This is a genomic window from Streptomyces sp. NBC_01478 (assembly GCF_036227225.1).
Lineage (GTDB): Bacteria > Actinomycetota > Actinomycetes > Streptomycetales > Streptomycetaceae > Streptomyces.
Genome location: NZ_CP109444.1, coordinates 7112657 through 7133366, shown reverse-complemented (window position 1 = coordinate 7133366; position 20710 = coordinate 7112657). Strand labels below are relative to the sequence as shown.

15 protein-coding genes and 1 pseudogene are annotated in these 20710 nt (G+C 72.7%); 8 read left to right on the top strand and 8 right to left on the bottom strand.

The genetic code is table 11. The features are described 5' to 3' along the window. Position 1: 1 nt before the first annotated feature. The 4 genes from OG223_RS32400 to OG223_RS32385 are packed head-to-tail and all read right to left on the bottom strand — an operon-like array spanning position 2 to position 6178. Entirely contained in the window at positions 2-1957 is a 1956-nt protein-coding gene (locus tag OG223_RS32400; RefSeq protein ID WP_329256164.1) for an ABC transporter permease, read from the bottom strand. Continuing rightward, a complete protein-coding gene (locus OG223_RS32395) occupies positions 1957-3039 on the bottom strand; it encodes a quaternary amine ABC transporter ATP-binding protein (protein ID WP_329256161.1) in 1083 nt (360 codons plus the stop codon). Before OG223_RS32395 ends, OG223_RS32400 begins: the two co-directional genes overlap by 1 nt. After that, the gene (locus OG223_RS32390; RefSeq protein WP_329256159.1) at positions 3039-4568 is read right to left on the bottom strand and encodes a GMC family oxidoreductase; all 1530 of its coding nucleotides are present in this window, start codon (positions 4566-4568) and stop codon (positions 3039-3041) included. The genes OG223_RS32395 and OG223_RS32390 overlap by 1 nt, the downstream gene beginning before the upstream one ends. Positions 4569-4606: 38 nt before the next feature. Next, on the bottom strand, positions 4607-6178 hold the full coding sequence (locus OG223_RS32385; RefSeq protein WP_329256157.1) for an aldehyde dehydrogenase family protein: 1572 nt from the start codon (positions 6176-6178) through the stop codon (positions 4607-4609). Between the two features lie 508 nt (positions 6179-6686). Between OG223_RS32385 and OG223_RS32380 the strand changes: the two genes are divergently transcribed. The 3 genes from OG223_RS32380 to OG223_RS32370 all read left to right on the top strand — a co-directional run bounded on the left by OG223_RS32380 (position 6687) and on the right by OG223_RS32370 (position 9490). Further along, on the top strand, positions 6687-7544 hold the full coding sequence (locus OG223_RS32380; RefSeq protein WP_329256155.1) for an NAD-dependent epimerase/dehydratase family protein: 858 nt from the start codon (positions 6687-6689) through the stop codon (positions 7542-7544). 17 nt (positions 7545-7561) lie between these two features. Beyond that, a complete protein-coding gene (locus OG223_RS32375) occupies positions 7562-8446 on the top strand; it encodes a LysR family transcriptional regulator (protein ID WP_329256153.1) in 885 nt (294 codons plus the stop codon). A 75-nt stretch (positions 8447-8521) separates the two neighbouring features. Then, on the top strand, positions 8522-9490 hold the full coding sequence (locus OG223_RS32370) for a bifunctional helix-turn-helix transcriptional regulator/GNAT family N-acetyltransferase (RefSeq protein ID WP_329256151.1): 969 nt from the start codon (positions 8522-8524) through the stop codon (positions 9488-9490). Here the strand turns inward: OG223_RS32370 and OG223_RS32365 are convergent. Then, positions 9394-9642 (bottom strand): annotated as a pseudogene (locus OG223_RS32365) (LysR family transcriptional regulator); the annotation flags it as partial. The gene OG223_RS32370 and the pseudogene OG223_RS32365 sit on opposite strands and share 97 nt — an antisense overlap. Before the next feature lie 149 nt (positions 9643-9791). Between OG223_RS32365 and OG223_RS32360 the strand changes: the two are divergent. Then, positions 9792-10481 (top strand): siderophore-interacting protein, encoded by a 690-nt coding sequence (locus OG223_RS32360; RefSeq protein ID WP_329256149.1) that lies wholly within the window; start codon positions 9792-9794, stop codon positions 10479-10481. Positions 10482-10522: 41 nt separating this feature from the next. On the opposite strand, the gene OG223_RS32355 is transcribed toward OG223_RS32360, so the two are convergent. Next, a complete protein-coding gene (locus OG223_RS32355) occupies positions 10523-11320 on the bottom strand; it encodes a hypothetical protein (protein ID WP_329256147.1) in 798 nt (265 codons plus the stop codon). 186 nt (positions 11321-11506) lie between these two features. On the opposite strand from OG223_RS32355, the gene OG223_RS32350 reads away from it, so the two are divergent. From OG223_RS32350 to OG223_RS32335, 4 genes are read left to right on the top strand one after another with little or no spacing between them, the layout of a single operon-like run. Further along, positions 11507-11908, top strand: coding sequence for a CU044_2847 family protein (locus tag OG223_RS32350; protein WP_329256145.1), 402 nt, complete (start codon positions 11507-11509; stop codon positions 11906-11908). Next, positions 11857-14061 carry a VMAP-C domain-containing protein gene (locus OG223_RS32345; RefSeq protein WP_329256143.1) on the top strand — a complete coding sequence of 735 codons (2205 nt, stop codon included), beginning with the start codon at positions 11857-11859 and terminating at the stop codon, positions 14059-14061. Before OG223_RS32350 ends, OG223_RS32345 begins: the two co-directional genes overlap by 52 nt. After that, positions 14058-15008 carry an AAA family ATPase gene (locus OG223_RS32340; RefSeq protein ID WP_329256141.1) on the top strand — a complete coding sequence of 317 codons (951 nt, stop codon included), beginning with the start codon at positions 14058-14060 and terminating at the stop codon, positions 15006-15008. The genes OG223_RS32345 and OG223_RS32340 overlap by 4 nt, the downstream gene beginning before the upstream one ends. Beyond that, positions 15005-18334 carry an SAV_2336 N-terminal domain-related protein gene (locus OG223_RS32335; RefSeq protein ID WP_329256139.1) on the top strand — a complete coding sequence of 1110 codons (3330 nt, stop codon included), beginning with the start codon at positions 15005-15007 and terminating at the stop codon, positions 18332-18334. Before OG223_RS32340 ends, OG223_RS32335 begins: the two co-directional genes overlap by 4 nt. A gap of 83 nt (positions 18335-18417) precedes the next feature. Here OG223_RS32335 and OG223_RS32330 read toward each other — a convergent pair whose 3' ends face one another. Next, a complete protein-coding gene (locus OG223_RS32330; protein WP_329256137.1) occupies positions 18418-19407 on the bottom strand; it encodes a malate dehydrogenase in 990 nt (329 codons plus the stop codon). 326 nt (positions 19408-19733) lie between these two features. Continuing rightward, a complete protein-coding gene (locus OG223_RS32325; protein WP_329256135.1) occupies positions 19734-20648 on the bottom strand; it encodes a helix-turn-helix domain-containing protein in 915 nt (304 codons plus the stop codon). Positions 20649-20710: the final 62 nt, after the last annotated feature.

Below are 20710 nucleotides of genomic sequence, written 5' to 3'. Positions count from 1 at the left end.
GTCACGCTCCCTTCTTGGTGCGGCGTTCCGTCGGTTGCGTGACCCGGTCGAGCATCAGGCCGAGGCAGACGATCGCGGCGCCCGCGACCAGGCCGGTCGCCAAGTCGCCCTGGGCCAGGCCGAACACGGCGTCGTAGCCGAGCGCGCCACCGCCGACCAGGCCGCCGATGATGACGACGGCGAGGACGAGGACCACGCCCTGGTTGACGGCGAGGAGCAACGCCGGGCGGGCGAGCGGGAGTTGGATCTGCCGCAACTGCTGGGTGCTGGTCGCGCCGAGCGAGCGGGCCGACTCCAGGGCGGCCGGGTCGACCTGGCGCAGGCCCTGGGTGGTGATGCGGACGACGGCGGGGAGGGCGTAGACGACGGCCGCCGCGACGGCGGGGGCGCGGCCTACGCCGAAGAGCGCGACGACCGGGATCAGGTACACGAACTGCGGCATCGTCTGGCAGACGTCGAGGACGGGGCGCAGGGCGCGTTCGAAGCGGTCGCTGCGGGCGGCGGCGATGCCGGTCGCGAAGCCGAGGACGAGGGTGACGGCCACGGCGGCGAGCACCTGCGACAGGGTGTCGAGGGACGGCTCCCACACGCCGAGGACACCGATCGCGGCCATGGCGAGGACGGCGGTCAGCGCGGTGCGCCAGGTGCCGATCACCCAGGCGAGGGCGGCGACGATCAGCAGCACCGACCACCACGGCAGCCACTGCAGGCCGTCGCGTACGGGGTCCAGGACCCAGGTGGTGAAGTGGCCGGCCCAGTCGGCGGTGCCGCCGAGGTAGGGGACGCCGGAGTAGAGGTGGGCGGTCATCCAGTCGACGACGCGGTTCACCGGTTCGGCGATGTCCAGGGTCCAGCCGGAGGGCCAGTCCAGGGCGCCGGCCAGACGGACGGCCACTGCTACGGCCACGGTGGCGCCGAGCGCGTACAGCCAGGGGCGGAGACCGGTGCCCTGCTCCCCCGAGGGCTCCTCGGCCTGCTCGCCCGCGGCCGCCGTGACCCGGTCCAGTACGACGGCCAGGAGCACGATCGGGATGCCGGCGGCCAGGGCCGCGCCCACGTCCACGGAGGCGAGGGCCTGGTAGACGCGGTCGCCGAGGCCTCCGGCGCCGATCACGGAGGCGATGACCGCCATGGACAGGGCCATCATGATCGTCTGGTTGAGGCCGAGGAGGAGCTGCTTGCGGGCCAGCGGGATCCGGGCGGTCAGCAGGCGTTGGCGTCCGGTGGCGCCGAGGGACTCGACGGCCTCCAGGACCTCCGGGTCGGCGTCGCGCAGGCCGAGCGCGGTGAGGCGGGCCATGGGCGGGGCGGCGTAGACGACGGTGGCGAGGACGGCGGCGGGGACGCCGATGCCGAAGACGAGGACGACGGGGAGGAGGTAGGCGAAGGCCGGGAGCACCTGCATGGTGTCCAGGACCGGGCGCAGCGCGCGGTCGGCGCGTGCGGAGAGGCCGCCGGCCAGGCCGAGCAGGGCGCCCACGACGACCGAGGTGAGCACCGCGACCACCATCAGCGCGAGCGTCTGCATGGTCGGTACCCACATGCCGAGCAGTCCGCAGGCGAGGAAGGCGACGCCGGTGCCGATCGCGAGCCGTACGCCCGCGACCCGCCAGGCGACGAGGGCGCCGAACGCGGTGACGCCCGCCCAGCCCGCGGCGAGCAGTACCAGGTAGACGGCGCGTACGGAGAGGACGACGGCGTTGCTGATGTAGCCGAAGAAGTAGAGGAACAGCGGGGAGCTGTCGCGGTTGTCGATGATCCAGTCGTTGGCCCGGCCCAGCGGACCGGACAGGTCGACGGTGAGCGCGTGCGGCCAACTCCCGCTGGACCAGTGCGCGTCGGCGAGCGGCACGAGGATCGCGGCAGCGAGCGCGAGCAGGAGGAGTTTGTGCGCGGCCCGGTGCCGGAGGACGCCGGGGAGGGCGAGGCGGGGAGCAGGTGCGGTGACCGTGGCCATCAGACCGCCTCCTTGCCGGTATCGGCGAGCTCCGCCCCTGCCACGACGTCCAGCAGCCGGGCGTGGTCGACCACGCCGAGACAGCGGCCGTCCTCGACGACGCAGGCGGGCTTTCCACTGCGGGACACGACCTTGATCGCCTCGGCGACGACCGCGTCGGCCGCGAGCGCACCGGGGTGCTCCCTACCTCCGCAGTCCCCGGGCCGCATGGCCGTACGGACCGTCATGACGTCCGCGCGCGGTACGTCGCGTACGAACTCGCGGACGTAGTCGTCGGCCGGTGAGCCGACGATCTCCTCGGGGGTGCCGAGTTGGACGATGCGGCCGTCGCGCATCAGGGCGATGCGGTCGCCGAGTTTCAGCGCCTCGTTGAGGTCGTGGGTGATGAAGACCATCGTGCGGCCCTCCTCGCGGTGCAGCCGGACGACCTCCTCCTGCATGTCGCGCCGGATCAGCGGGTCGAGTGCGCTGAACGGCTCGTCGAAGAGGAGGACTTGGGGGTCTACCGCCAACGCCCGGGCGAGGCCCACGCGTTGGCGCTGGCCGCCGGAGAGCTGGCCGGGGCGGCGCTGCTCCATGCCCTCCAGGCCGACCTTGGTGACGACCTCGGCGGCCCGGCGGCGGCGCTCGGCCTTGCCGATGCCCTGGATCTCCAGACCGTAGGCGACGTTGTCGAGGACCGTGCGGTGCGGGAGGAGGCCGAAGTGCTGGAAGACCATCGCGGCGCGGTGGCGGCGCAGTTCGCGCAGCCGGGACTTGTCCATGGCGCGGACGTCCTCGCCGTCGATGGCGATGGTGCCCGCCGTGGGTTCGATGAGGCGGGTGAGGCAGCGGACCAGGGTGGACTTGCCGGAGCCGGAGAGGCCCATCACCACGAAGACCTCGCCCTTGCGCACGTCGAAGGAGACGTCGCGGACGGCGGCGGTGCAGCCGGTGCGGGTGCGCAGGTCGGCGGCGTCGAGGGCGGTGAGTTCGGGATCGGCGGGGACCTGCTCGGACTTGGGGCCGAAGACCTTCCAGAGGCCGTCCACCGAGAACACGGGGTTGTCGGTGACGGCGGCGGTACTGGTCGCGGTACTCATCACGCACCGCCCCCGATCAGGTCGACGGCCCGCTCGCCGACCATGAGCACCCCGATCATCGGGTTCACGGCGGGCATGGTCGGGAAGACGGAGGCGTCGGCGATGCGGATGCCGTCCAGGCCGCGAACCCTCAACTCGGGGTCCACCACGGCCAGTTCATCGGTCCCGGCGCCCATGCGGCAGGTGCCGGCCGGGTGGTAGACGGTGTGGGCGGCCTTGCGGGCGTACTCGCTCAGTTCCGCGTCGCCGAGGATCTCCGGGCCGGGGCACACCTCCCGCTTCAACCAGCCGGCCAACGGCTCGGTCCTCGCGATCTCGCGGGCGATGCGGATGCCGTCGACGAGGGTGCGGCCGTCGTAGTCGTCCTCGTCGGTGAAGTAGCGGAAGTCCAGGGCGGGTTTGACGGCCGGGTCGGCGCTCTCCAGGTACAGGCGGCCGCGGCTCTTCGGCTTGGGGATGTTCGGGGTCATGGAGACGCCGAACTCGGGGCGTTCGTAGCCGAGGCGTTCGGGGTTGTCGGTGAAGGGGACCTGGTAGAAGTGGAACATCAGGTCGGGGCCCGGGAGTTGGGGGTCGCGGCGGACGAACAGGCCCGCGTCGGAGTCCATCGCGGAGTTCTCCGGGATCGGTCCGTTCGTCTCCCAGACGATCACCGACTCGGGGTGGTCGAGGAGGTTCTCGCCGACGCCCGGCAGATCGAGCGCGACGGGGATGCCGAGCGCTTCGAGGTCCGCGCGGGGGCCGATGCCCGAGTGCAGGAGCAGGCGCGGGGAGTCGACGGCGCCCGCGCACAGGACGACCTCGCGGCGGGCCCGGACGAGGAGTTCCTCGCCGTCCTCGGTGCGGACGTGCACGCCCTCGGCGCGGGTGCCGTCCAGCTCCAGCCTGTACGCCCAAGTCTCAAGGAAGATACGGAGGTTGGGGCGCTCGTCCATCACCGGGTGCAGATACGCGACGGACGCGCTCGACCGCTTGTTGTTCTCGGGGTGGTAGGCGAGGTCGAAGAAGCCGACGCCGTCCGCGAAGGGTGCCTTGTTGAAGCCCTCGACGCGCGGGACGCCGAGCGCCTCCTGGGCCGCGTCGACGAAGTCGCGGGCGATGGCGTTCCGGTCCTTCTCGTCGACGGGGACGATGTTGTTGAGGAGGCGGGCGTAGTACGCCTCCATCGAGATCGCGCCCCAGCCCTTCGCGCCGGCCGCCTCCCACTCGTCCCAGTCGGACGGCAGTGGCTTGAAGGCGATGAGGGTGTTGTGCGAGGAGCAGCCGCCGAGCACGCGGGCACGGCTGTGCCGGATGTGGGAGTTGCCGCGCGGCTGCTCGGTGGTGGGGTAGTCGTAGTCCAGCTCGCCGCCGAGGAGGCCCGTCCAGCGGCGCAGGGTCAGTACGTCCTCGCGGCCGACGTCGCTGGGGCCGCCCTCGATGACGGCGACGGTGACGTCGGGGTTCTCGGTGAGGCGGGAGGCGATGACGGAGCCTGCCGTGCCGCCGCCGATGACGACATAGTCGTATATGTGCTCGTTCTCGGGCATGGGGGTACTCACTCCAGTCGAAGAAGGAAGGTGGGGGCTCAGCCCGCGAACCAGCGCACCGGCCTCGGCGCCAGGTTCTGGTAGACGTGCTTGGCCTCGCGGTACTCGGCGAGTCCGGCGGGGCCGAGTTCCCGGCCCACACCGCTCTTTCCGAAGCCGCCCCACTCCGCCTGCGGGAGGTAGGGGTGGAAGTCGTTGATCCAGACGGTGCCGTGCCGCAGCCGTCCGGCGACGCGTCGCGCGCGGCCCGCGTCGGCGGTCCAGACGGCGCCGGCGAGGCCGTACTCGGTGTCGTTGGCGAGCGCGACGGCCTCGTCCTCGGTGCGGAAGGTCTCGACGGTGAGGACCGGTCCGAAGACCTCTTCGCGTACGACGGTCATCTCGCGGTGGCACTGGTCGAGGACGGTCGGCTCGTAGAAGTAGCCGGTGGCGGGGCGGGTCGCGGTGGGCTCGGGGCGTTTGCCGCCGGAGCGCAGCACCGCGCCCTCGGCGAGTGCGGCGGCGACGTACGACTCGGTCTTCGCGCGCTGCTGTTCGGAGACGAGCGGGCCGCACTCGACGCCGTCCTCGGTGCCGCGGCCGAGGCGGATCCGCTCGGCGCGGCGGGCGAGCTCGGCGACGAAGCGTTCCCGGACGGTCTCCTCGACGATGAGCCGGGAGCCCGCGGAGCAGACCTGGCCGCTGTGGATGAAGGCGGCGTTGAGGGCCTGGTCGACGGCGGTGTCGAAGCCCTCCTCGGTGGCGCAGGCGTCGGCGAAGACGACGTTGGGGTTCTTGCCGCCGAGTTCGAGGGCGACCTTCTTCACGGTCACGGCGGCGGCCTGGGCGACCTTCGTGCCGCTGATGAGGCCGCCGGTGAAGGAGACGAGGTCGACGTCGGGGTGCTCGGCGAGCCGGGCGCCGACCGTGTGACCGGGCCCGGTGACGATGTTGGCGACACCGGCCGGCAGCCCTGCCTCGACGAGCAGGTCGATGAGGGCGATCGTCGTCAGCGGGGTGATCTCGCTGGGCTTGACGACGAAGGTGTTGCCGGCCGCGAGAGCGGGCGCGATCTTCCAACTCGCCTGGAGGAGGGGGTAGTTCCAGGGGGTGATCAGCGCGCAGACGCCGACGGGCTCGTGCACGACGACGCTGTGGACGTCGGGTGTGCCCGCGTCGACGACCCGGCCGGGGGCCTCGGCGGCGACGAGGTCGGCGAAGTAGCGGAAGGCGTCGGCGACGCAGTCGATGTCGACGCGGCCCTCTTCCACGGTCTTGCCCGCGTCCCGGCTCTCCAGCAGGCCGAGCCGCTCGCGGTCGCGGACGAGGAGGTCGGCGACGCGGCGGAGGAGGGCGGCGCGTTCGGTGACGGGCGTGCGCGGCCAGACCCCCTCACCGCGGACCCCCGCACCGCCGATTCCCTCACCGTCGGCGCCATCACCACCGTCGAAGGCGGCGCGGGCGGCGGCGACGGCTATGTCCGTGTCCTTCTCGTCGCCCTCCGCGACCACGGCGAACGGCAGCGCGTCCGCGGGGTCGATGATCTCGCGCGTGGCGCCGGAGACCGCTTCCAGCCACTCCCCGCCCGCGTGGATGGTCTTCCCCGCCCACTGTTCCGTCTTGTCCGCCATGATCGCTTGCGCCTTCCGTTCCTGTTCAGTGCCCCGGTGTCACCCAACTGTCACTCTCGGGGGCTGCGAGCGCCTGCCCGGGGACGTCCGTATGCATGCACGATCCATGGCTGAAAGTGGGCCGGATCACTGAACAGGGGGACAAAAGCCGCGTCAGGGTGGGGGGCTTGGGTGATCGACGTCACGCGGTGCGGATCGCGGCGCGGAGCCGGTGCTGTGTCTCGGTCTCGGCTTGTCGATCAGAACGCCGGCGACGGACGGGAACCGGGATCTCGGCCCGCCGTCGCGGCACGTCCACTGTCGATCTGCCGGGGCCGCCCCGTCCAAGACCCTTTACGTCCCCTGCGATGCCCGCAGGGCATCAACGCGGCTCAGCTCGCTTCACGGGCGCGTCATGCCCCGCGGGCATCACAGAGCACGAAACAGGTCTTGGACGGGACGGGCGATCAGGCCGCACGGTGGAGTCGAACCTGATCAACAGCGAACCTGATGGACAGCGAGGAATGGCATGAGGATTTTCCTGACGGGCGGATCCGGCTACATCGGCCGGGCCACGATCGCCGAACTGGTGCGACGAGGCCACACCGTGGAGGCGCTGGCGCGCAGCGAGCAGGCGGCAGAGGCCGTGACGGGCGCCGGGGCGGCCGAGGTGCGCGGTGGACTCACCGACCTGGACGTGCTCAACCACGCGGCCGCACGCGCCGAGGCGGTGATCCACCTCGCGCAGGCCAGCTCCGCGGACATGGATCTCGCCGCGGCCACGGCCATGCAGGACGGCGTCGGGGCCGGAACCTACGTGCACACCGGCGGCACCTGGGTCTACGGCGACACCGACGGCGTACAGGACGAGACCGCGCCGTGGAACGCACCCGGCGTGGTGGCATGGCGCAGGTCGGTCGAGGACGCGGTCTCGGCACGTGCCGCCGAAGGCGGTCGCCCCGTCATCGTGCAACCCGGGCTGCTCTACGGAGGCGACAACCGGCTGATCGAGCATTTCTTCATCGCGCCAGGCAAAATGAGGCGTGCTGTCCCGTACATCGGTGACGGCGCCAACCGGTGGGGGCTGGTGCACATCGACGACATGGCCACGCTCTACGTCGCCGCGCTCTCGGCGAAGGCGGGATCGGTCTACATCGGGGTCGGCGAGGGCCACCCGACGATGAAGCAGGTCGCCGAAGCGGCGGCGCGCGGTGCCGGACTCGACGGCAAGACGGTCTCGATCACACTGGAGCAGGCCCGCGCCGAGATGGGGCCCGTCGCGGACGCGTTCGCGCTGGACCAGCGCCTCACCTCGGCCAAGGCCCGCCGCGAGCTGGGCTGGGCACCGGCGCACGGTGACCCGCTCGCCACCATCGCGCGCGGCTGACCACCCGGAGGAACCGCATGGACGTCGATCTGCGCAAGCTTCGCTACTTCCTCGCGGTGGCCGAGGAGCTCCACTTCGGACGCGCCGCGGAGCGCCTGCACATCACCCAGCCCGTGCTCTCCCGGCAGATCCGGATGCTCGAGAGCGAGCTGGGCGTGGACGTGTTCACGCGCGACCGCCGCAGCACCGTGCTCACACCGGCGGGCGAACAACTCCTCCACGACGCCGGGCCCCTGCTGGCGGGCGCGGACGCACTGCTGCGGCGGGTACGCGCCGCGGGCGAGAGCGTCACCCGCTTCACGATCGGGTTCATGCCGGGAATCACGTTGACCGCCGTCGTCCGCCTGCTGCGCGAGCGCCACCCCGGGCTGGACGTGCGGATGTTGCGCACCGGCTGGCACGACCAGGTGGAGGTGCTCCACGACGGCCGCGCGGATGTCGGCATCGTCCGGTTGCCGATCGACCCGGCAGGCCTGGAGATCAGGCCGCTCTACACCGAACCGCGCCTCGTCATGGTGGCCTCGTCCCATCGCCTCGCCGGCAAGGAGACCGTGCGGGTCGCCGACCTGGCGGCCGATCACCTCCTTCAGAACCCCGACGCCGTCCCCGAATGGCGCGACATCGCGGTGGAGCTGCGAACCGGTGAGCGCCGCCCGGCGCCGGCGATCCACAGTGTCGAGGAGAAACTCGAACTCGTCGCCGGCGGACAAGGGATCGCCGTGATCCCGGCGTCCACCGCGAACTTCTACACCAGACCCGACATCAGGGCGATCCCGGTCGAAGACCTCGGCCCCAACCATGTCGCGGTGGCCTGGCCCTCCGGGCGGGCCGTCGGCCTGGTCCGGGAGTTCGTCGACGCCGCCATCGCCCTGCTGCCCGAACAACTCGAAGAAACCCACTGAACAGAGGCACAGCAGGGGCGGACAAGCCGCACCACCATGGACTCCTCCGACTCCTTTGACTAAAGTCAAAGAACTATGGAGCCAGCCACGGACACCCCGACGGAACCGGTACCGCCGGAGGACATCGCCGCCTTCCGCCGCTTCAACCGCTACTTCACCCGCCGCATCGGCGCCCTCGACGACCACTACCTCGGCCAGGACCGCCCCCTGGGCGAGGCCCGGCTGCTCTTCGAGATCGGTGACGGTGTCTCGCTGCGCGAACTGCGTGGCCGGCTCGCCCTGGACGCGGGCTATCTCAGCCGGATGGCGAAGTCCCTGGAGGCGCAGGGCCTGGTCCGGCTGACCGTGCCCCCGCACGACACCCGGCTGCGCCTGATCGAGCTGACCCGGGCCGGCCGCGCCGAGGTCGAGGAGCAGCACCGCCGTGCCGACGCGCTCGCCGCCGGTCTCCTCGCCACCCTCACCGCACCCCAACGCGCCGAGCTCACCGACGCGTTGGCGACCGCCCGACGCCTCCTGCGGCTGGCCGGCATCACGGTCACCCTGGTGGACGGAGCCACCGAGGACGCCCGCGCCTGCCTGGACGCCTACGCCGCCGACATCGACGCCCGTTTCCCGGAGGGCTTCGACAAGACCGATCTCGTACGGCCCGAGGAGGTCACCAGGGACGCGGGCGCGTTCTTCGTCGCGTACGAGGAGGGGCGGCCGGTGGCGTGCGGGGCGCTACGGACGCTGGAGCCCGGCGCGGGCGAGATCCGGCACGTCTGGGTCCACCCCGAGGCCCGCCGCCTGGGCCTGGCCCGCCGCATCCTCGCGGAGCTGGAACAGGCGGCCGTGGCGCACCACTTCACCGTCGTACGACTGGACACGCACGCGACGCTCACCGAGGCGCAGGCGATGTACCGGGCGTGCGGGTACGCGGAGATCCCGGCCTACGTCGACCACGTCTACGCGTCCCACTGGTTCGAGAAGCGGCTGGCCGGCGCCCGCCGACCCTCCTCGCCCGGCAACTCCCGTACACAGGCCGGCGGCACGGTCCAGTAGCCGATCAGGCCGGTGTCGCGCGGCACGAACAGCGAGGCGGGAAAGGTGCCGCCGGTGCCCACCACCCGGCGTTTCAGGCCGAGTTCGGCGAGCCGCTCGTCGACCGGACCGTGCGGCTTGCCGCGCCGCGAGACGATTTGGTGATCGCCCTCGCGGCCACCGCACTCGTGATCGTCGGACACCGCGACCGGACCACCACCACACGCACTATCGCGTTCGACGGGAAACACGTACTATCGCGTCCATCCCGTCGCGGCCGATCATCAACTCCCCTCACGCGCGACCCAGTTGAGGAGCCCCCGTGCCCACCGCCCTCCTGAACCCCGTCCTCGACCTGCTGACCCTCCGCGCCACCGTCACCGCGACCGAACCCGTCACCGCCCGGATGCGCAGGCTGCGCATCGAGGGCGACGCCCTCACCGGGCTCGACGTCCGCCCCGGCCGGCAGGTCCGCGTCCTGGTCGGCGGGCTGACCCTGCGGACGTACTCCGTGTGGCGCTACGACCCGTCCGGCGCCGTCGAGTTGTGCGTGCTGGACCACTCCGAGGGGGGACCCGGGGCCCGTTGGGGCAAGAGCGTCGGCGTCGGCGAGCAGGTGCGTCTGCGCAGGCCCGAGGGCACCTTCACCCTGCGTCCTGACGCCGCCCACCATGTCTTCGTCGGCGAGGAGACGGCCTCCGTCGCCTTCGGGGCGATGCTGGCCGCGCTGCCCGAGGGGGCGCGCGTCTCCGGTGCCGTGGAGACGGAGTCGGACCGGGACCGGCTGCCGCTGGCCCACTCCGACCGCCTCAACTGGCTGACCAGGGGCGGGACTTCACTCCCGGCGGCCGTACAGGACCTCGCCCCCGAGCCGGGCGGTGTCGCCTACGTCGCCGGGGAGGCCCGTACCGTACAGGCCGTCCGGCAGGTGCTCGTACGGGAGTTGGGCTGGGACCGGCGCTCCGTCCTCACGAAGCCGTTCTGGGCGCCGGGGAAGCGGGGGTTGGAGTAGACCCCCTGGAGTTGACCGCCTGGAGTAGAACCCCCTCCCGTCTACCCGCAGTTCGCCCCCGTCGGGCAGAAGGAACCGATCGCGGTGGTGAGCGGCGTACGGACCAGCGCGGGGTCGAGGGACTCGGGACCGCTGGACCGGATCGCGTAGAGCGAGCCGTCCGCCGCCTGGAAGCGGTGGTCGATCACCCGACGACCGCCATGGCCCAAGTCGTCGTAGCGGTAGGTGAGTTCGGCCCAGGTGGGACCGGAGGCGCGGCCGAGGACGCGGTATCCGGGCTGCCGGGCGAATCCGTAGCCGGGGTCGTTCTCGGCGAGGTCGAGGGACTCGGCCGGGGAGTTCTCGGAGACGCGGAAGATCTGCAGTCGCCGGGTTCCGTCCGGGGAGTCGTAGGAGACCACCGGGGCCTTCGCGCCCTGCCGTTGGGCGCGGGTCCAGCCACGGGGGATGTCGAGGGTGTAGCCGGTGGGGTCCTGGGCGGTGCGGTACGACGATCCGGGCCCGGTCGTACTCCCGCTCCCACTCCCGCCGGTGCTCCCGCTCCCGGCCACATGGTCCCGGGCGGCGCGCTCGTGCGTGACGTACCAGAAGCCGCCGCCGGCACCCGCGCCCAGCACGACCGCGACGACGACCCCGAGGACCACCCGCCAGGCCCGGCGGCCGGGTGCGGGCGCGGGAGTCGGGGCTGGCGCCGGAGCAGGGACGGGCGTCGGTGGCGACACCCACGGGGGCGGGGTCAGCGAGGTCTGGGTCTCCGCCGTCGACCACACCGACCAGGCCGCCTGCCCTCTCTCCTCGCTCGGCCCGCGCCCGGTCCCGAAGCCGTCCCAGTCGCTCATCACGAAACCCCCGAATCGCACCACCCTGTACTGCTCGTGACGGTAGTGGCGAAAAGAGGAACGATCATGTTTCGTCGCAAACCGGGACAGGGTCCGTGCAGACCTGTGACGGCGAAACAGCCGGAGGCGGCGATCAGGAGCTGTGAACTCGCTGTCTAATGAGGCGGGTTGGTCCACAATGTTGACGTGGTCACCGCGATGCAGTCCGAGTTCGACGACGGTACGCCCGTACGGTTCCTGCTCTCTCCCGCGCCGCCCGGCGCGGCCTCCGAACGGGACGACGATCTCCCCGCGGGGATGGGGACGGCGGTGCCCGTGGCCGCCGGGCGGCGCGGCGTCGCGGACTTCGCGACCGGTGCCCTGCGCAGTGCCCTGGCCCCGCTCGGCGTCCTGCTCCAGGAGGTGCACGGCACCGTCAACGCCGTACCGGAGCCGCCGAGCGAGATGAGCGTGACGTTCGGCGTACAGGTCGGGCACGACCTGAAGTTCGGGATCGTGAGCGGCGGCGGACAGGCGCATCTCACGGTCACCGCGACATGGCAGCCACCCCGGGCCGACGGAGGCACGACGGCACCGGGCGCGGGGTGAGCATGGGCTGGTTCCTGCTGGCCGGGACGGCCCTGCACGCCGTCAACTCCCACCACGTCGTGACCGTGCGGCGGACCGACGACGGCACGATCGCGGGAGCGGGCCTGGTCATCGGCCCCGACACCGTGCTCACCTGCGCCCATGTCGTCAACGACTCGCTGGGGCGCTCCCTGTTCGAGTCGCGTGCTCCGGACCGGGACGCGATCCCCGTCGAGGTACACGGGACGCTCGGCTTCAACCGCCACTACGCGCAGATCGAGCACTGGATTCCGCCACGCTCCGAGAACGGCGGGAAGGTGCTCGCCGGAGCCGTCACCTGGCTCGGCGACCTGGCGGTGCTGCGGCTCGAAGCGGTGGCGAGCGACATGCCCGCACCACCGCGCAGGACCGCGATGACGCGGGACCAGAAGGTGCGGGCGTGGCACGGCAGCGGCGCCGACGCCACGTACGCCGACCTCACCGTCACCCTGCTCGCCGGCCCCGTCGGCTACCTCGACGGAGCGCCCACCGGCATGGCCGTCGGCCCCGGCTACAGCGGCGGCCCCCTCTGGTCCCCTTCCCACCGCGCCGTGGTCGGCCTCGTGGCCGCCGCCTTCCTGCCGGGCCGGGACCCCGACTCCGGAGCCCGGCTGCCGCACAGCCCCCAGGACATGACCCGGCGCAGTTGGGCCATCCCCTGGCAGCGCGTCGAGGCCGAACTGCGCCCGCTGGGCGCCCTGGACGCGCTGTCGCCCGAGCCCGTGGACCCCGAGGACCCGGCGTTCGGGGTGCTGGCGGACCTCGTCGCGGACCTGCTGCCCTCGGGGAACACACGCGTCGAGTTCGGCCGTCGGCTGGCCCGCGCGTGCGGTGTCCGGTACGGCAGCGACGTCACGCCGCCCACGCCCGAGGAGTTCGCCTCCTTCCTGCTCGCGCATCCACGGGCCCTGGCCGCGCTCGCCGCGGTGCTGCGCCGTGAACCCGGCGGCGCCTCCCGGCGCGTGCTGGCCGTGGCCGGTCTGGTCCGCTCCGCCAAGCTGCTGACCCCGCAGGAGTACGTCGAACTGCGCGAGCGGTTGCGGCTGTTGGACCCCGCCGTGCTCGGACGGCTGGCCGAGGCGGTGCGGGCCGCGCTGCCGCATCTCGCGGTCTTCCCGGACGGCGAGGATCTCGACGCGCTGCTAGACCAGTTGGAGGCACACCCCGGCGACGGCCGCTCCACCGGCGGGGAGGCCAGGGTGCCGGCGCTGCTGCGGGTCATGGAGTACGTCGCCGCGCTCTCTGTGGAGCCCCAGCAGTCGGAACTGCGCCTGTGGGCGAACGGGGTGACCTCGCGGCTGGGCGTCGCGCAGGCCGCCCTGGACGAGCGGCGCTGGGACGCCAAGGTGTGGGCCCGCTCGGTACCGGACCGGGCCACGCGCGGGCGGGTCCTGGTGGAGGTGACCCGGGCCGAGCGCGGCCGCCACAGGCTGGGCATCTGGTGCGACGAGGGCTCCGGGCCGAGGCGGGTGTCGGCCGAGAGCGTCGGATCGTACTCGGCGCCGGAGGCGGCCAGGGAGGTGCTGCGGGTCGTCACCTCCCTCACCTCCGACGCCAAGGACGCCCGGCCGCCGCTGGTCGAGGTGCTCGTGGACCGCAAGAGTCTCGATCTGCCGGTCGACGAGTGGAAGGCACGGGTGCCGGGCGAACTCGTGCCCGGTGTGCTCGGCGTGGAGTTCCCGCTGGTCGTGCACTGCCCCGAACTCCTGCGCCGGCACGGGCGGTTCCTGCCCCACTGGCGCACCCGGTGGAGCCGGCTCGACTCGGGGCGGACGTTCCTGGTCGACGAGTCCACCGACCCGGACTCGCTCTATCCGACGCTGCTCAACCAACTCGACACGGTCCGCGTCTCCGTGGACGTGACCCCGGGTCCGGCACGGGACCGGATCGTGCAGACGTGTCTCGTCCTGGGCATACCCGTGGTGGTGTGGGACCGCAGTGCGGACGGGCGGTCGCACGCCGTCAAGCACATGGCGGAGGTCGCCACCCGGGAACTGCCCGACGGGGTGCGCAGTTACCGCGCGGACGCCCTGGCCAACCGGCCCGAGTTCCCCGGCCGGCCGGTCCTCGCCTGGGCCGACGCCGACCGCACCGTGCCCCGGCTCCAACTGACCGAACCACAGGAGAGCGCATGACATCGGCCCCCGAGGCGGACTGGCGCCTCTTCCGCGGCGACGGCGTCCCCAGGGCCGTCGCGCTGCCGTCCGCCCCGCCGTGGCGCCGCTTCACACCGGTGCCGGCGCTGCGCCCCGAACTGCCGTACCTCATCGAGCGGCAGCACGCGGACGTCGTCAACGCCGCGCTGCACCTGCGCCGTCCGCTGCTGGTCACCGGACCGGCCGGCACCGGCAAGTCGTCGCTGGCCCGCGCCGTCGCGCACGAGCTGCGGCTGGGCGAGCTGCTGCGCTGGCCGGTCAACAGCCGCTCCACCGTCAAGGACGCCCTCTACCAGTACGACGCGATCGGCAGGCTGCGCGAGACGACGCTCAGCCGGGACGCGGGCGAACGGGAGCCGTCCATCGGCACGTTCGTCCGGCTCGGCCCGCTCGGCACCGCGCTGGTGCCGTCGGCCACCCCGCGCTGTCTGCTCGTCGACGAGATGGACAAGGGCGACGTCGACCTGCCCAACGACCTGCTCACCGTCTTCGAGGACGGCGTCTTCGACATCCCGGAACTGACCCGGCTGCCCGAGGACATGGCCGACGTCGAGGTGCAGACCTACGACCACGGGGGCACCGTCCAGGTGCACCAAGGGCTCGTCCAGTGCGCGGAGTTCCCGGTCGTCGTCATCACCAGCAACGGCGAGCGGGACTTCCCGCCCGCGTTCCTGCGCCGCTGCATCCGGCTCCAGTTGCCGGTGCCGGACAAGGAGCGGCTGCGGGCCATCGTCGAGGCGCACCTGGGAGAGGAGGCGCTGCGCGCGGCGGACGACCTGATCGACGCGTTCCTGCGCCGCCGTGCCCCGGGCGAACTCGCCACCGACCAACTGCTCAACGCGGTGTTCCTGCGCACCGGCGGCGTCGACCTGAACGCGGAGGGGCTGCTCGACGCCGTACTGCACCAGTTGACCGGGGCGATGTGACCGTGGCGGGCGGCGAGGAGCGGTTCGGCGAGGCGCTGCGGGTCCTGGCGGCCTGCGGCCACGACCTGGACGCCGACCAGATCCTCGACGTGCTGTGGCTGGCCCGCAGGCTGCCCGTGGGCGAGGACGCGCCGCTGCGCCCCGAACCGTCCGCCGACCGGCACCCCGCCCCGCCGCCCGCCCCCGCGCCGGACCTGCCCGCCGACGGGCAGCCGCCCGACCCCGACGACCCGGACCTGCCGGACCTCATCCCGCCGACCCTGTACGCGGCCGCCCGCCAGACCCCGGCCCCGCGGTCCGGGCCGGCCGGACCGGAACCGCGCAGGGCCATGCCGGTCCGGGTGCCCGAGGGCAAGGCGCTCGGCGACGAACTGGCCGTCAGCCGGGCGCTACGTCCGCTCAGGCGCCGTCTGGACAGCCGGCACCGCCTGGAGATCGACGAGGAGCGCACCGCCACCCAGTTCGCCGAGACCGGGCTGCCCGACGTGGTGCAGCGCCCGGTGCGGGAGCGCTGGCTGCATCTGGTGCTGCTCGTCGACGACGGCCTGTCCATGCTGCTGTGGCACCGGCTCGGCGCCGAGCTGAGGGTCCTGCTGGAACGCCTGGGCGCGTTCGCCTCCACCCGGGTCCTCGGCCTCGACACGCGCGGACGCCGGCCGCGTCTGCACGCGGGCCCGTTCCGGCCCGACAGCCCCGAGCTGCCGCTGAGCACCGTCAACGATCCCTCGGGCCGCACCCTCCTCCTCGTCGTCAGCGACGGCATGGGCGCCGCCTGGCGGGCCGGCCCGATGCACGCCCTGCTCGCCGCGCGGGCGGCGCACGGTCCGGTCGCGGTGCTGCACACCCTGCCGCCCGAGATGTGGGAGGCGTCCGGCATCGCCGCCGAGCACTGGCAGATCACCACCCGGCGGATCGGCGGCGCCAACACGTCCTGGGAGATCTCCGACCCGGTACTGCCGCCGGGCCTGGGCGCGTTCGACGGCCTGCCGGTGGCGGTGCTGGAGCCGACGGCGGTGTCGCTGCGGGCCTGGGCGCATCTGCTCGCGTCCCCCGGCACCTCCGCGGAACTGCCGCTGCTGACCCGCCCCGGCCGGCAGGGCGCCGTCGCCGCCTCGCGCGATGTGGGCAGCGCCCAGCACTTCCGGGACGCGGCCACTCCGGAGGCGTACCGGCTCGCCGCCCATCTCGCGGCCGTGTCCCCGCTGTCGGTGCCGGTGATGCGGCTGGTGCAGCGGGAGGTGCTGGCGGCGCGGCCCTCGCATCTGGCGGAGGTGTTCCTCGGCGGTCTGGTCCGCCCGCATCCGGCACCGGTACCGGGTCCGCTGCCCGCCAAGCACCGCGTGTTCGACTTCTCGGAGGAGTCCAAGGCGGTGCTGCTGGACGCGGTGCCGCAGGCCGAACTCCTGCGCACCGGGCGGCTGATCGGCCACCGCCTGAGTGAACTGGCCGGAAATTCCCCGGACTTCCCCGCCTGGCTGGCCCACCCGGACGGCTCGGCCCAACTGCCCACCTCGCACCAGCCGTTCACGAGTGTGGAACGCCGGCTGCTCGCGCGGTTCGGAGTGTCCTTCGACCGCACGTCCCAGATACCGCCGGCTCTGCAGGAGCGGCTCGTCGACGCCGGGCCGGCCGACGACTGGGGGCCGCTGACCACCGAGGACCCCGTCCGGCTCGGCCCGTACGAACTGCGCGGACGACGCCGGGGCCGCCGTACGGTGCTCTACCGGGCCGTCACCACGGACGGCGCGGAAGCCGTGCTGCGGGTGCCGCGGCCGGACCTGCCCGCCACCAACTCCCGCTTGCTGGAGGTGGAGGCGGAGGCGCTGGCCCGGCTCCAGGGGCCGTACGCGCCCGCGCTGCTCGGCACCGGGTTCGAGGACTCCCCGCCGTGGATCGCGATGGCGCTGATCTCGGACAGCGAGGCGCCGCTCGCCCGGCCGCCGCAGCTCGTCGACTTCGTCAACGAGGCGATCCGGTCGCGGTCCGCCCCCTTCGACACGCTGCGCGGGCTCCTCGTCGCCTATCACCTGGCCAGCGCGCTCGCCCTGTGCCACGCCTCGGGTCTGGTCCTGGCGGATCTCAACGCCGACGGCGTCTACGTGCTGCGCCGCACCGTGGTCCTCGGCGGGCTCTCGGACTGCGCCGTCGACGGACGTCATCTGGGCCCCGGCCCGGCCCCGACGGCGGCGGACAACATCCGCTCGCTGGGCGGACTGCTCCAACTCATCAGCACCAAGGCCGGGTTGCGCCTGGCGGGCCTGTCCGAAGGCATGCATCTGTGGCAGGGCGGCACCTGGGAGTCCCTGCGGAAACTGGTGCTGCGCTGCCTCGACGCCGATCCCGGACAGCGGCCGACGGCGAGCGAGATCGCCGACCTGCTGGCCCGCTACATCGCCCAGCACCGGACCCCCGGCCCGCAGACCGCCGCCGTACGGACCGGCGGGGGCACACGCCCGGCGGCCCCGGTTCCGCTCACCGTGCCCCGGGCGGCCGGGGACCGCGCCGGACCGCCGCCTCTGCGGCTGCCCCGCTTCGGCTCGGGCCGCCGGGAGATGGCGGCGCGCCTGGAGCGGCTGCGGGTTCCGCTGCCGTACAGCAGGCGGCTGACCCTGCTCGGTGCCTATCACCACAGCGGGCGGTCCACGACGACGGTCGCGCTGGGCTCCCTGCTCGCGACGGTGCGGGGCGAGCCCGTACTGGCCCTCGACGGCGCCCCGTCGGAGGGCGCGCTCGACGAGTTCCTCGGCGACCGCAACCCGGGCACCGTGCGCGACCTCGCCGACCTGCCGCCCCACCCGTCCTACGACGCCGTGCGCGCGCTGGCCACACCGCTCGCGTCCGGCCTCGACGTGGTCGCCCACCGCTCGGGCCGCTACGGCCCGAACCCCCTGCACGCGCAGGAGTACTCGCGCGCGCTGGAACACACCGCGCCCTACTACGCGTTCGTGCTCACCGACTGGTCGCCGCAGAACCTGGACAGGTCGGCGGAGGTGGTCCTGGACCACACGGACCAACTGATCCTGTGCTCCGGCACCGCCGACTGGTTCCTCGACGGGGCCGCGCGCATGCTCGGCGCGGTACGGGAGCGAGGCCGCGGCCACTTGGCCAACGAGGCGATCCTCGTGACCACCCAGCCCGCCGGCAGCCCCACCGGCACGGGGCTCCAGCACGCGGGCTTCGTCCGGCGGCTGGGCATCCGCCCGAACCGGATCGTGCGCGTGCCCTTCGACAGCGCGCTGCGCACGACGCGCTGGGAGCTGGACCAGTTGCGGGTGGCGACGACGAACGCCTTGCTGCACCTCGCGGAGCTGGTCGTCCGACCCTGACCCGCCTGACCCACGGCACGACGAAGGTCCCCGGCCGCCTTATCGGCTACCGGGGACCTTCGGGAAACGTCGGAAACGGAACGTCAGATCAGGCCGAGCGAGCGGACCGCGTCGCGCTCCTCCTCGAGCTCCTTCACCGACGCGTCGATACGCGCGCGGGAGAACTCGTTGATGTCCAGGCCCTGGACGATCTCGTAGACGCCGTCCTTCGTGGTGACCGGGAAGGAGGAGATGAGGCCCTCGGGGACGCCGTAGGAGCCGTCCGACGGGATGCCCATGGAGGTCCAGTCGCCGTCCGCCGTGCCGTTGACCCAGGTGTGGACGTGGTCGATGGCGGCGTTGGCGGCGGAGGCAGCGGAGGACGCGCCACGGGCCTCGATGATCGCGGCGCCGCGCTTGGCGACGGTCGGGATGAACTCCTCGGCCAGCCACTTCTCGTCGTTCACGGTCTCGGCGGCGTTCTTGCCGGCGACCGAGGCGTGGAAGATGTCGGGGTACTGGGTGGCGGAGTGGTTGCCCCAGATGGTCAGGCGCTTGATGTCGGCGACCGTGGTGCCGGTCTTCTTCGCGAGCTGGGTCAGCGCGCGGTTGTGGTCCAGGCGGGTCATCGCGGTGAAGCGCTCGGCCGGTACGTCCGGGGCGGCGGCCTGCGCGATGAGCGCGTTGGTGTTGGCCGGGTTGCCGACGACGAGGACCTTGATGTCGTCCGCGGCGTTGTCGTTGATGGCCTTGCCCTGCGGCTTGAAGATGCCGCCGTTGGCAGAGAGCAGGTCACCGCGCTCCATGCCCTTGGTGCGGGGGCGGGCGCCCACGAGGAGAGCGACGTTCGTGCCGGCGAAGGCGACGTTCGGGTCGTCCGTGATGTCGATGCCCTGAAGGAGCGGGAAGGCGCAGTCGTCGAGCTCCATCGCCGTGCCCTCGGCGGCCTTGAGCGCCGGGGTGATCTCCAGGAGACGCAGCTTGACCGGCACGTCCGCGCCGAGCAACTGGCCGGAGGCGATGCGGAAGAGCAGGGCGTAACCGATCTGGCCGGCCGCGCCGGTGACGGTGACGTTCACGGGAGTGCGGGTCATGGCGTTCTCCGTTATGACAGCGGGCGGTGGGGCGGCACTGCCCCGGGGTGCTGGACGTACAAATGATCGATCTCTTGGCGTCAAGAGATCCACCGGTCAGGCTATCGCGCATCCGGGATCGCGGACTGCCGGGTCCGTGTGGCCCACCCCACAGCGCCCGCGTCAGGACACGAAAAAGGCGGCCGTCCGGCTCGGGAGAGGAACACCGGACGACCGCCGTGGGGGGTACCGGGGGTCCGGACTCCCGTGGGGGTATGAATCGCCTTCCCGGATCCGGGGCGGCCATTCCCCACGTTCACCAAATCCGCACAAACGCGATGCGCGCCCTAGGTGGTGCACCCCTTCTGTCCCGAGGCCAGCGTCACGCAGGCCTTCGCCTCAGCGGCGTCCTGCACGGCCACCATCGGGGTGTAGGCGATGGCGTCACCGGTCGCCGTGATGCTGTCGGTCTCCGTGACGGTCCCCGCGCTCACCCGGACGGAGTCCCCCGGGACACCGGCGGTGACACGGCCCCAGGCGGCGGCGCAGGTCTTGCTGTAGCGGACCTCGACGACGGTCGTGCCGACGGTCGCGGTCCTGGCGGTCGTCACCGCGCCCGCGTCCGTGGCGCACCCCGTCGCCTCGGCGTCCTTGCCGGTGCAGCCGGCGCCCACGCACTTCACTCCGGCCGGCGGCTCGGGGTTCGTGCTCACGGACGGCGAGACCGAGGCGTGCGCGGCCCCGGCCTTCCTGCCCCCGCCGCCGCTGCCGCCGTTGCCGATGAACAGGAACACGGCCGCGATCACCACCAGCACCCCGACGACCCCGGCACCGACCATCAGCACCCGCCGCCTGCCCCCGGGCGGGGAGGGCCGAGCAGCACTTTCCCGTACGTCGCTGTCGGGCGCCGTCGGCCGCGGCGGCACCGAGCCGCTGCCCTGCCCCTCCCCCAGCGCGTCGCGCGCCTGGGAGATCCGCAGCGCCTCCATGGTCGTGTCGTGCCGCAACTCCGAGCGGCTCCAGGCGCGTTCGGCGAGCTCCCACATCGTGGTCAGATGGACGGGGCTGGTGCCGGTGACCTCGGCGAGGGCGATGACCGCACCCTTCGGCGCGAGGAGCCGGCCGTTGAGGTAGCGGTCCCAGGACGTCTTGCCGTAGCCCGTGCGGTCGGCCAGCACCGCGATGCTCAGGCCGCTGCGGTCCACGAGCCTGCGCAACTGGCCCGCGAACTCCCTGACCTGCGGATCGAGTTCATCCGGCAAGGCCCTCCAACGAGGCATTACTTCCCCCCTTCTGCCCTGAATTGTCCACGCTAGCGCGGTTG

Coding starts and splice junctions, on each gene's coding strand:
- OG223_RS32400 (WP_329256164.1), bottom strand. CDS start 1,957: ATGGCCACGGTCACCGCACCTGCTCCCCGCCTCGCCCTCCCCGGCGTC.
- OG223_RS32395 (WP_329256161.1), bottom strand. CDS start 3,039: ATGAGTACCGCGACCAGTACCGCCGCCGTCACCGACAACCCCGTGTTC.
- OG223_RS32390 (WP_329256159.1), bottom strand. CDS start 4,568: ATGCCCGAGAACGAGCACATATACGACTATGTCGTCATCGGCGGCGGC.
- OG223_RS32385 (WP_329256157.1), bottom strand. CDS start 6,178: ATGGCGGACAAGACGGAACAGTGGGCGGGGAAGACCATCCACGCGGGC.
- OG223_RS32380 (WP_329256155.1), top strand. CDS start 6,687: ATGAGGATTTTCCTGACGGGCGGATCCGGCTACATCGGCCGGGCCACG.
- OG223_RS32375 (WP_329256153.1), top strand. CDS start 7,562: ATGGACGTCGATCTGCGCAAGCTTCGCTACTTCCTCGCGGTGGCCGAG.
- OG223_RS32370 (WP_329256151.1), top strand. CDS start 8,522: ATGGAGCCAGCCACGGACACCCCGACGGAACCGGTACCGCCGGAGGAC.
- OG223_RS32355 (WP_329256147.1), bottom strand. CDS start 11,320: ATGAGCGACTGGGACGGCTTCGGGACCGGGCGCGGGCCGAGCGAGGAG.
- OG223_RS32345 (WP_329256143.1), top strand. CDS start 11,857: ATGGCAGCCACCCCGGGCCGACGGAGGCACGACGGCACCGGGCGCGGG.
- OG223_RS32340 (WP_329256141.1), top strand. CDS start 14,058: ATGACATCGGCCCCCGAGGCGGACTGGCGCCTCTTCCGCGGCGACGGC.
- OG223_RS32330 (WP_329256137.1), bottom strand. CDS start 19,407: ATGACCCGCACTCCCGTGAACGTCACCGTCACCGGCGCGGCCGGCCAG.